Here is an 11,186-nt window from a genome sequence, read left to right on the forward strand (position 1 = left end):
GCGAGGCCATGGAGATGCACGACGAGGGCGCTAGCGAGGACGACCGGGAGCCGCAGGGGCTGCTGATCGTCTGGCATAGCCGGACGGGGGCCTCGCGGGCGCTGGCGCAGGCAGCGCATACGGGAGCGTTGGCAGCGCAGGGCTCGGAAGAGGCGCGGGCATCGATGCGTCTCATCGAGGCCGCCGAGGTGGCCCCTGCCGACCTGCTTGGCGCGCGCGGCTACATCTTTGCCTGTCCGGAAAACCTCGCGAGCATGAGCGGGGCGATGAAGGAGATGTTCGATCGCTGCTATTATCCCGTCCTTGGACGTATCGAGGGCAGGGCCTATGCGACCGTGATCGCGGCGGGTTCCGATGGCAGCGGCGCGCAGGCGCAGATCGACCGTATCGTCACCGGATGGCGATTGCGGCGCGTGGCAGAACCGATGATCGTCAATCTCGAGGCGCAGACCCCCGAGGCCATCCTTGCGCCCAAGACCGTGCCGGATAAGCGCCTCGCACAGTGCCGTGAACTGGGCGAGGCGCTGGCCGAGGGGCTTTCCATGGGTGTGTTCTGAGCTGCGGGCAAACTTGTAGGATGAACATAAAGAGACTGGACGTTTTCCTGCGACTCGTGCCTAGTGCTTCGTCATGAGTTCCAGCGACACTCAGGAGCCCCGGCCCGGGGATCTGCAGGCTTCCTGCAAGGCCGGGACCGGCTTTGCCCTGTTCTTCGCGCCGGGGTCGCGCCCTGATCAGGCGACAGTGCTGCAGCTGTTCGAGACGCTCGAATTCACCGCACTTACCGCCCAGCCCGGGCATTGCCCTCCGGCGGACGAGGGCTGGCTGGAAATCCTTGCGAGCGGGCTCACTTTCGATCTGACCGGGCTGGCGCCGACAAGCGTCGATGCGGTGCCGCTCGCGGGGCAGGACTATGGCTTCGCGCCCGGCAAGAGGCCGCAAGGCGCGCTCGAGGCAGTCATGCTCGTACCCTCGGTGCACATCGCGGCAGGCATCGCGCTGCCGCCGGTATTTCGCTCGATGGCCAGCCTCGCGGCCAACCTGGCCGAGGCGCTCGGGGCAATCGCGATAGGCTGGAAAAGCGCCGGGACGCTGATCGAGCCAGCCTTCTTCGCCCGCGCGGTCTACAACTGGCTGGGAGGCGGCGCCTTTCCGGCGCTTGGGCTGACCGCGCTGGTTCCGGGGGGCGAAGGTGCCGTTACGACGAGCGGGCTCACCTTCTTCACCGGACGCGAGGCAAGCATCGAGCGCCGCGCAGGCGAACGCGATCAGGCGCTTCTTAAGTTCTCGATAAGGATAATCGATTACCTCGTTGCCGAGGGCGCATTCACCGAACCGCGCGAGGTGACGATCGGCGACGAGCGGGTGGTCATCGAGCCCTCGCGGGTCGGCAAGCAAACATGGATCTGGCGTAGCGGATGAGGCAGGCGGGCACGGACAGACGATTTCTTCCCTTCCGTGCCGTCAATGCCAAGCACCGCCCCGGGCACGATCCCGGGCTGCAACGCCATCACCTGCTACCCCGCCAGCTGCTCGGCAAGGCCTGCTTTGTAGCGCTCTTCGAGGAGCTCGCCGACCGGCGCCAGCGCTTCGAGGATTTCCGCGAGAACGGGCTTCTCCTGCCCTGCAACGAAGCGGCCGCGATGCGGCTTGCACTTCCCATGCACCGGGGCCCGCATCGCCGCTACAGCGAGCTGGTGATCGAGCGCGTCGGCCAGATCGAGGCGCATTGGGCGCGCAGCCGTGCCACGGTGCCCGAGCGGGCCGCAAGCGATGCCTCGATGCGGCTTGCGCTTCTGCAGCGCGCCCTGCGGCGCTATCTGCTGGAAGGGCGCGGACAGCGCGCGGTGCTCAATCGCCACGACGTGCCGAGGCGCGAGGCCGACTTTGCCGAACTCGACGCGATGGTCGAGGGCTTGTGGACGGCGAGTGGTATGGAGTCGGGCGGCGGTTTCCTGAAGGCGGCCTGAGCCGGGCTCAGCCGAACCCGGCGCTGCGGGCGAGGTCCTGTTTTGCGGCCAGATACTGGCGCTCGAGCCTGTCGACCCTTGCGGCCACGCTCTGGACCGCATCGATAGCGCCGATGCCTTGTCCTGCGCCCCAGATGTCCTTCCATGCTTTGGCCGCGGAACTGCCGCCCGAGCCGAAGTCCATCGCGCTCTTGTCGCCCTCGGGCAGGTTGTCGGGATCGAGGCCTGCCGCGGTGATCGAGGCGCGCAGGTAATTGCCGTGAACGCCGGTGAACAGGTTCGAGTTGACGATGTCGGCAGCGTGCCCCTCGACGATCGCCTGCTTGTAGGCGTCAATCGCGTTCGCCTCGTCAGTGGCGATCCAGGGCGTCCCGACATAGGCGAAATCCGCGCCCATCGCCTGCGCGGCGAGGATCGAGCGACCGTGGGCGATCGAGCCGGACAGGGCGAGGGGGCCTTCGAACCAGGCGCGGATTTCCTGCACCAGCGCGAAGGGCGACTGGACACCGGCATGACCACCGGCACCGGCTGCGACCGCGATCAGTCCGTCTGCACCCTTCTCGACGGCCTTGCGGGCGAAGCGGTCGTCGATGACGTCGTGCATCACCTTGCCGCCCCAGCCGTGCACGGCATCGTTGACCTCGGTATTGGCGCCGAGCGAGGTGATGACGAGCGGCACCTTCCACTTCTCGAGCAGCGCGAGGTCTTCGTGCAGGCGCGAGTTGGTCTTGTGGACGATGAGGTTGACCGCGAAGGGAACCGCGCTGCCCGCCGTTTCCTCCGCGATGCGCGCCAGCCATTCGTCAAGCTGGCTTGCGGGACGCGCATTGAGGGCGGGAAAGCTGCCGAGAATACCGGCCTTGACCTGCGCAATCACGAGCTCCGGGCCCGAAACGATGAACATCGGGGCGGCAATCACCGGCAGTCTCAGCGACCGGAGCAGATCGTTTGCGAACATCTCTCAACCCATGAACAGTTATGCTTGGCCAAGGGCATAGGCAGGGCGCGGCGACCTGTCGAGGTCCGAGGGTACTCCAGCGCGCGGGCGTCGTGCAAAAGCAAAGGGCCACCCGCTCGCGCGGACGGCCCTTCACGAAGTCGTGGCGATCGGTGTGATCGCTGCCGGTGTCAGGCGAGCGCGTTGGCCGCGCTGAGGACCGCACGCACGCTGGCAGTCGCCACGTCCTCGTCGATGCCCACGCCCCAGATGACCTGGCCAGCGGGGGTGACGCATTCGACGTAGGCGGCGGCGCGGGCGTTCGAGTCCTTGCCCATCGAGTGCTCGGCGTAGTCGCGCACGTCGATGGAGAGGCCGAAGCTCTCGGCCAGCGTGGCGACGACCGAGGAGATGAGGCCCTTGCCACGGCCCGAGACGCTCTGTTCCTTGCCGTCGACGCCGATCTTGCCGGCGAAAACGCGGCTGCCGTCTGCGCTGCGCGCCTCGTCCCAGTCGATCAGCTGGAAACGCTGGGGCGCATCGAGGCGATAGGCCTTGCGGAACACGTCCCAGATATCGCCGGCCTGCAGCTCGCGGCCGAGCTGGTCGGCCAGCTCCTGCACGTGCTTGGAGAAGTGCGCCTGCATGCGCTTGGGCAGCTTGAGGCCCTGGTCCTGCTCGATCACCCAGGCAAAGCCACCCTTGCCCGACTGCGAGTTGACGCGGATCACCGCCTCGTAGTCGCGGCCAAGGTCAGCCGGGTCGATCGGCAGATAGGGCACCGACCACATCTGGTCGTTGCGCTTCTCCTGCGCGGCGAAGCCCTTCTTGATAGCGTCCTGATGCGAGCCCGAGAAGGCGGTGAAGACCAGTTCGCCGCCATAGGGATGGCGTTCGGCGACCTTGAGCTGGTTGCAGTATTCTACCGTCTGGATGACCTTGTCGATGTCCGAGAAGTCCAGCTCGGGGTCGACGCCCTGCGTGTACATGTTGAGCGCGACGGTGACGAGGCAGCAGTTGCCGGTGCGCTCGCCGTTGCCGAACAGGCAGCCCTCGACGCGGTCCGCGCCGGCCATCAGGCCAAGCTCGGCAGCAGCAACGCCGGTGCCCCGGTCGTTGTGCGTGTGCAGCGAGATCACCGCGCTCTCGCGGTTGGGCAGGTTGCGGCAGAAGTACTCGATCTGGTCGGCATAGATGTTGGGCGTCGCCGCCTCGACCGTTGCCGGCAGGTTGAGGATGATCGGGTGCTCGGGCGTGGGCTGGAGGATATCCATCACCGCCTCGCAGCATTCGATAGAGAAATCGAGCTCTGCGGTCGAGAAGGTCTCGGGGCTGTACTCGAAGTGCCACTTGGTCTGCGGGTACTTGGCGGCCTGATCACGCAGGATCTTCGCGCCGTTCTCGGCGATCTGGCGCACTTCGGCGCGCTCCATGCCGAAGACCACCTCGCGCCACAGCGGCGAGACGGCATTATAGAGGTGAACGATCGCGCCGTGCGCGCCTGCGAGGCTCTCGAACGACTTCTCAATCAGGTCCTGACGCGACTGAGTCAGCACCTGCACGAGGACGTCCTCGGGGATGCGGTCGTTGTCGACGAGGCCTCGGATGAAGTCGTACTCGGTCGCGCCCGCGCTCGGGAAACCAACCTCGATTTCCTTGAGGCCGACTTCGACCAGCAGGTCGAAGAAGCGGGTCTTCTTCTCCGCGCCCATGGGATCGATGAGCGCCTGGTTGCCGTCGCGCAGGTCGGTGGAGAGCCAGCGCGGTGCCTTGGTGATCACCTGCGAGGGCCACTGGCGATCGGGCAAGGCGATCTGCGGGAAGCTTCGGTACTTTACCGAGGGGTCTTTGAGCATGGTCATTTCTGTGTTCGTCCGGAAAAATCGCTTCGACTGCGCGGGTCGCGAGATGTCACACGAAAGATCGTCGGTGCTTCGCGTCGCTGCTGCTTATCGGGTCCCCTTGAGCGTCGCGCGCGTCACCGGGACAGCACGCAGGTCACGCCCAAGGGCGCGTAAGTCGCAGAAGAAGGTCGAGACGAAGAGTCATGCCGGAGCCTATGGGCACTGGAGCACGCGATGTAAAGACCAAAGCACGTGCGAAGGATGCAAATGGCAAGTCGCGTGGCGCGCGAGCGATCAGCTGCGCCTCATCCGCACTTGAAACCGGTAACGATGTTGTCCTTGTCTACCATGACGTTGAGACGGTCGGGGCGATAATCCATCGTCGCCACCGAGCCGGGCGCGAGTACGCGGATGGCCTTGTCGCCGCGCCAGTCCCTGAGGCGCGTCATCATCGCCTCGTCGGCCTTGCGACCGATGTAGCTGCCAAGCATCTGGTCGCCGCAGACGGGCTCCATCGAAGGATTTTCGGGCATAGCGGGTCCCTGTGCCACGGTCTCCCCGGTAGCGGTGGTCGTGCAGCCGGCGAGGGCGCAGGCGGCACCCGTCAGCAGGAGGGCCATGCGTGCGCTTGCGCGAAGGCCGGTGGTGCTGAGGCGGTTCATGGCAGGCTCCCGAGTTTGCCGCTGGCCGGTATCGACCAGTACGGGGAATGTAAGCCCCGGCAGCGGTTACGCAATAGTGCTTGGTCTGGCCCGCGAACGCACGAGGCCCGGTCACGCTGGTGCATGACCGGGCCTCGCCGTGCTGTCGCTCGAAGCGGGCCGGGTGCGCCTGACTGCGGCTACCCGGCCTGCCTGATGGCGATCAGTTCTTGGTCTTGTCGACGAGCGCGTTGGCGCCGATCCAGGGCATCATCGCACGCAGCTTGGCGCCGGTTTCCTCGATCGGGTGGCGCTTTGCGGCAATGCGCGAAGCCTTGAGCTCGGGCTGGCCGGCGCGGTTGTCGAGCACGAAGTCCTTCACGAAGCGGCCGGCCTGGATGTCGGCGAGGACGCGCTTCATTTCCTTCTTGGTCTCTTCGGTGATGATGCGCGGACCGGTCTTGATGTCGCCGTATTCGGCGGTGTTCGAGATCGAGTAGCGCATGTTGGCGATGCCGCCCTCATACATCAGGTCGACGATCAGCTTGAGCTCGTGGAGGCACTCGAAGTAGGCCATCTCGGGAGCGTAGCCAGCCTCGACCAGCGTCTCGAAGCCAGCCTGGACGAGGGCGGTGGTGCCGCCGCAGAGCACGGCCTGCTCGCCGAACAGGTCGGTTTCGCATTCCTCGCGGAAGTTGGTCTCGATGATGCCCGAGCGGCCGCCACCGACGCCCGAAGCGTAGGCAAGCGCGATGTCGTGGGCGTTGCCGGTCACGTCCTGGTGGATCGCGACGAGGCAGGGCACGCCGCCGCCACGCTGGTATTCGCCGCGAACGGTGTGACCCGGGCCCTTGGGAGCGATCATGATGACGTCGATGTCGTCACGAGCCTCGATCAGGCCGAAGTGGATGTTGAGGCCGTGCGCGAAGGCGAGCGCGGCGCCCGGCTTCATGTTGGCGTGCAGGTCGGCGGCGTAGATCGCGGCCTGGTGCTCGTCGGGAGCGAGGATCATGAGAACGTCGGCCCATGCGGCGGCATCGGCGTTGGTCATGACCTTGAAGCCTGCGCCCTCGGCCTTCTTCGCGGTGGCCGAACCCTCGCGAAGGGCGATGGCGACTTCCTTCACGCCCGAATCGCGCAGGTTCTGGGCATGGGCGTGGCCCTGGCTGCCGTAACCCAGGATCGCGATCTTCTTTTCGGTGATCAGGTTGATGTCGCAATCGGCGTCGTAATAGACTTTCATTCTCATTCTCCGTCGTCCCGGCGCGTGCCGGGTGCATTGTCGATCAAGCGCATCGCCGCTCGGGCCGGGGTCCTAGCTCGCGCAAGGACGAAGCGCATCGGGTTTCTAGAGTTTCTTCAGGCTTCCTCGGCTCCGCGGATCATGCCCACGATGCCGGTGCGGCCGACTTCGACGAGGCCCAACTCGCGCATGATCGCGACGAAGCTGTCGATCTTCTCGGGCGCGCCGGTAAGCTCGAAGATGAAGCTCGAGGTCGTGGTGTCGATCGCCTTGGCGCGGAACACGTCGGCGACGCGCAACGCCTCGACCCGCTTTTCGCCCACGCCCGCCACCTTGATCAGCGCCAGCTCGCGCTGCACGTAGGGGCCGATCTCGGTGAGGTCGACGACCTTGTGCACCGGCACGAGGCGTTCCAGCTGGGCGTGGATCTGGTCGATCTGCGAGGGCGGGCCGTGAGTCACGATGGTGATCCGGCTCACCGCGTGGTTCTCGGTGATGTCGGCCACGGTGAGGCTGTCGATGTTGTAGCCGCGCGCGGTGAACAAACCTGCGATCTTGGCGAGGATACCGGCCTCGTTGTCGACCGTCACGGTCAGGACGTGCCGTTCCTCGGCTTCTTGCTTGATGTGCATCATCGGTAAGAATTCCTGGTTCGGGACGGGCTCAGACGAGCGCCTTGGCGGCATCGTCGAGCGTGCCCGCGACGCTGTCGCCATAGAGGATCATGTCGGTGTGCGCGGCGCCACTCGGGATCATCGGGAAGCAGTTCGATTCCTTGGCGACGTGGCAGTCGACGATGACCGGGCCATCGTGCTCCATCATCGCCTTGATACCGGCGTCGAGCCCGGCCTCGCTCTCGATGCGGATGCCCTTCCAGCCATAGGCCTCGGCCAGTTTCACGAAGTCGGGCAGGCTGTCCGAGTAGGAGTTCGAATAGCGGCTCTCATACGTGAGCTCCTGCCACTGGCGCACCATGCCCATCCACTCGTTGTTGAGGATGAAGACCTTGACCGGCAGGCGGTACTGGCTGGCGGTGCCCAGCTCCTGGATGTTCATCTGGATCGAGGCGTCGCCCGCGATGTCGATGACGAGGCTGTCCGGGTTGCCAAGCTGCGCGCCGATCGCGGCGGGCAGGCCGTAGCCCATGGTGCCAAGGCCGCCCGAGGTCAGCCACTTGTTCGGACCGAAGAAGTGGAAGTACTGCGCCGCCCACATCTGGTGCTGGCCGACTTCGGTGGCGATGATCGGGTCCTTGTCGCGGGTCAGTGCGAAAAGGCGCTCGACCGCGAGCTGGGGCATGATCGCCTTGTCGTTGGCCGGGTAGGAAAGGCTCTTGCGCTCGCGCCAGCCCTCGATGCGGCTCTTCCAGCCCGACAGGTCCTGCGCCTTGCGCGAACCCCATGCCTCGAGGATTTGGCCAAGGATCTGTGCGCAGTCACCGACCAGCGGCAGGTCGACGGGCACGATCTTGTTGATCGAGGCGCGGTCGATGTCGATGTGGATCTTCTTCGAATGCGGCGCGAAGGCATCGAGGCGACCGGTGACACGGTCGTCGAAGCGCGCGCCGACGCACACGATCAGGTCGGCCTGGTTCATCGCCAGGTTCGCTTCGTAAGTGCCGTGCATGCCGAGCATGCCGAGCCAGTCCGGATTGTCGGCCGGGATCGCGCCGAGGCCCATCAGGGTCGAGGTGACCGGCGCGCCGGTCTTCGCCTGAAGCTCGCGCAGCAGGCGGGTTGCCTCGTCGCCCGAGTTGATGACACCGCCGCCGGTGTAGAGGACTGGCGCACGCGCTGCGGCGATCATCTCGACCGCTTGCGCGATCTCATCATCGTTGGCGCGCACGCGCGGTGCATAGCGCTGGCGGCGCTCGATCGGGCCGCCGCTCCATTCTGCGGTCGCGACCTGGACGTTCTTGGGAATGTCGATCAGCACCGGGCCGGGACGACCGGTGGTGGCGATCTGGAATGCCTCCTCGATGACCGCGGCAAGGTCTGCCGGGTCCTTCACGAGGTAGTTGTGCTTGGTGCAGTGGCGCGAAATGCCGACGGTGTCGGCTTCCTGGAAGCCGTCCGAGCCGATCAGGTTGGTCGCGACCTGACCCGAGATGACGACCATCGGGATCGAGTCCATATAGGCATCGGCAATGCCGGTGACGGCATTGGTCGCGCCCGGACCCGAGGTGACGAGGACGACGCCGGGCTTGCCGGTCGAGCGGGCGTAGCCTTCGGCAGCATGGGCCGCGCCAGCCTCGTGGCGCACGAGGATGTGGCGCAGGCGTTCGTCGCCGAAGAGGGCATCGTAGATCGGAAGTACGGCGCCGCCGGGATAACCGAAAACGAGTTCGACTCCCTGCTTGACCAGGCTTTCGACCAGGATGTCTGCGCCACTGCGCTCTTCGCTCACAACACGTTCCTTTGCATCCCGGCGACCCTGCTCCTCGGGCCACTTGCGGGAAGGTTATCGAAATCGGGCCGAACCTGCCGGAAAACCGGGGGGATGGGGCAGTTCTGGCCGGCCCTTAAAGAAAGCCGACCCGGCACGTCGTGCGCCGTGCCGGGCCTTGTCTCTCTCCGCCAACTTCCATGGGCTTGATGTCGGGTGCCTTAGGCAGTGCGAAATATCACGTCAAGCCAAAAGATCGAAATAAAGTGTCGCAAATGATATTTGGATCGGAATTTTCGGTCTCGATTTTGAGCCATTCTGCCGGAGGCTGATGTCGTAGCCAGGTGTATTGGCGCTTGGCATATTGCCTCGTCGCCCGGGCGCCTCGCTCGATGGCTGTCTCGAGCGGGATTTCGCTGCGCAAGTGTGCTGCAAGTTCGGGTACGCCGATGGCGCGCATTACCGGCAGATCGGGATCGAGGTCGCGGGCCATCAGCGCCTCGACTTCGGCCAGCGCACCGCGCTCGATCATAAGGTTGAAGCGCCTGTCGCAGCGCGCGTAGAGGGCCTCGCGGGGGGGCAGCAGGATTGCGGGGAACAGCGTGACTGCGTCGCCGATCCCGCCGACCTTGTGCTGCTGCCAGTGTGCCAGCGGCTTTCCGGTCGAGCGCACGACTTCGAGCGCGCGGGCTACGCGGGTGGTATCGGCAGGCGCGAGTGCGCCGGCGCGCTCGGGGTCCTCGACGAGCAGCGCCGCATGTGCCTCGGCGACGGGCAGGGCGCGCACTTGCGCGCGGATCTGCGGGTCGATTGCGGGGACCGGGGCGATGCCGTCGAGCAACGTGCGGATATAGAGGCCGGTGCCGCCCACGAGCACGGGCACTACGCCTTGGCTATGAAGTGCCGCGATCTCGGCGCGGGCACGCGCGGCCCAGTCTGCCGCCGAACAGGTCTCGGCGCCATCCCATGCGCCGAACAGGCGATGTTCGATACCGCCCATGTCCGCGAGCGAGGGGCGCGCGCTCAGGACTTCGAGGTCGGCGTAGACCTGCGAGGCGTCGGCATTGACGATGGCGGCCCTGCGTCCAGCGCGTTCGAGCGCTTGCGCCAGTGCGACGGCACAATCGCTCTTGCCGCTGGCCGTCGGCCCTGCGATGAGCGCGAGCGGTGGCCGGTCTCCGGTTTCAATGTCCAACGATGCATCAAGGATATTCGCAGTGCTCATTGCCCGGCTGATAGCAGAACCGGAAAATCTCTCGGCAAAAATCGACGCCGCGCGCAGCGACATGGAAGCGGGCGGCTTGCGTCTCGCCAGTGCCGCCATGCTCGACTTCTGCGACCAGACCATGCAACTGGCCTCGCCCGACGACGATGTGGCGGTGATGCGCAGCGCGCTCGACGCGCATTTCACGCCGAGCGACGGCATGGTCTGCACCGCCGAGCCGGTGGTGCCCAAGGTCTTCATCTCGGACATGGACTCGACCATGATCGGGCAGGAGTGCATCGATGAACTGGCCGATTTCGCCGGGCTCAAGGAGCGCATCGCGGCGATCACCGAGCGCGCGATGCAGGGCGAACTCGATTTCGAGGCAGCCCTGCGCGAGCGTGTCGGCTTGCTCGCGGGCCTGCGCGAAAGTGCCATCGACGACTGCCTTGCCGAACGAATCCGCCCGATGCCCGGCGCACGCACGCTGGTCGAGACGCTCAAGAAGCTGGGTTGCCGTACCGTGCTGGTGACCGGCGGTTTCCATCACTTCGCCGACCCGGTCGCGCGCGAACTCGGTTTCGAGCATGTCGTCGGCAACCGCCTCGCGGTCGCGGACGGCAAGCTGACCGGGGAACTGGCCGGGCCGGTGGTCGACAGCGCGGTCAAGAAGGCGACCCTGCTTGCCGAGATCGAGGCGGCGCACAGTGGCCTCGGCACGCCGGTTACCTCGCTTGCGACGGGCGACGGTGCGAACGACATCCCCATGCTCGAGGCGGCGACTTACGGAATCGCCTACCATGCCAAGCCCAAGGCACGCAGCGCGGCCAATGGCTGGGTCGACCGCGGCGATCTCACCAGCGTGCTGCGCATGCTCGGCATCGACGAGCAGACCTGGGTGCACGGCTGAGGTGGCGGGCGGCGCTGCTGATCGCAGCGCAAGTAAGCTCATAAACAGAAAG

At 65.9% G+C, this 11,186-nt stretch carries 10 protein-coding genes and 1 pseudogene; 4 read left to right on the forward strand and 7 right to left on the reverse strand.

Annotated elements, in window-relative coordinates:
- Window positions 1-14 precede the first annotated feature (14 nt).
- From I5E68_RS08830 to I5E68_RS08840, 3 genes are all read left to right on the forward strand, one after another.
- Window positions 15-557 (forward strand): flavodoxin family protein, encoded by a 543-nt coding sequence (locus I5E68_RS08830; RefSeq protein ID WP_197164709.1) that lies wholly within the window; start codon window positions 15-17, stop codon window positions 555-557.
- A gap of 73 nt (window positions 558-630) precedes the next feature.
- Entirely contained in the window at window positions 631-1,422 is a 792-nt protein-coding gene (locus I5E68_RS08835; protein ID WP_228726901.1) for a hypothetical protein, read from the forward strand.
- Window positions 1,419-1,970: an AHH domain-containing protein gene (locus I5E68_RS08840; RefSeq protein WP_197163007.1), complete on the forward strand. Its 552-nt coding sequence runs from the start codon at window positions 1,419-1,421 to the stop codon at window positions 1,968-1,970. Before I5E68_RS08835 ends, I5E68_RS08840 begins: the two co-directional genes overlap by 4 nt.
- 7 nt (window positions 1,971-1,977) lie before the next feature.
- Here the strand turns inward: I5E68_RS08840 and I5E68_RS08845 are convergent, their stop codons facing one another.
- The 7 genes and pseudogenes from I5E68_RS08845 to miaA form a co-directional block, all read right to left on the reverse strand.
- Window positions 1,978-2,928, reverse strand: coding sequence for an NAD(P)H-dependent flavin oxidoreductase (locus tag I5E68_RS08845; RefSeq protein WP_197163009.1), 951 nt, complete (start codon window positions 2,926-2,928; stop codon window positions 1,978-1,980).
- Between the two features lie 170 nt (window positions 2,929-3,098).
- Complete coding sequence (gene leuA, locus I5E68_RS08850; RefSeq protein ID WP_197163011.1) at window positions 3,099-4,769, reverse strand: 2-isopropylmalate synthase; 1,671 nt, start codon at window positions 4,767-4,769, stop codon at window positions 3,099-3,101.
- A 287-nt stretch (window positions 4,770-5,056) separates the two neighbouring features.
- The gene (locus tag I5E68_RS08855; RefSeq protein ID WP_197163013.1) at window positions 5,057-5,413 is read right to left on the reverse strand and encodes an I78 family peptidase inhibitor; all 357 of its coding nucleotides are present in this window, start codon (window positions 5,411-5,413) and stop codon (window positions 5,057-5,059) included.
- A 202-nt stretch (window positions 5,414-5,615) separates the two neighbouring features.
- Window positions 5,616-6,650, reverse strand: a pseudogene (gene ilvC / locus I5E68_RS08860) (ketol-acid reductoisomerase); the annotation flags it as partial.
- A gap of 101 nt (window positions 6,651-6,751) precedes the next feature.
- Window positions 6,752-7,270, reverse strand: coding sequence for an acetolactate synthase small subunit (gene ilvN, locus I5E68_RS08865; RefSeq protein WP_197163017.1), 519 nt, complete (start codon window positions 7,268-7,270; stop codon window positions 6,752-6,754).
- Window positions 7,271-7,298: 28 nt separating this feature from the next.
- On the reverse strand, window positions 7,299-9,041 hold the full coding sequence (gene ilvB, locus I5E68_RS08870; RefSeq protein WP_197163019.1) for a biosynthetic-type acetolactate synthase large subunit: 1,743 nt from the start codon (window positions 9,039-9,041) through the stop codon (window positions 7,299-7,301).
- Between the two features lie 217 nt (window positions 9,042-9,258).
- Window positions 9,259-10,245, reverse strand: a complete 987-nt coding sequence (gene miaA / locus I5E68_RS08875) for a tRNA (adenosine(37)-N6)-dimethylallyltransferase MiaA (protein WP_197163021.1) — start codon at window positions 10,243-10,245, stop codon at window positions 9,259-9,261.
- Between miaA and serB the strand changes: the two genes are divergently transcribed.
- On the forward strand, window positions 10,238-11,134 hold the full coding sequence (gene serB / locus I5E68_RS08880; RefSeq protein ID WP_323982123.1) for a phosphoserine phosphatase SerB: 897 nt from the start codon (window positions 10,238-10,240) through the stop codon (window positions 11,132-11,134). The genes miaA and serB overlap by 8 nt on opposite strands.
- Window positions 11,135-11,186: the final 52 nt, after the last annotated feature.

It is taken from the genome of Novosphingobium aureum (genome assembly GCF_015865035.1).
GTDB classification, from domain to species: Bacteria; Pseudomonadota; Alphaproteobacteria; order Sphingomonadales; family Sphingomonadaceae; genus Novosphingobium; species Novosphingobium aureum.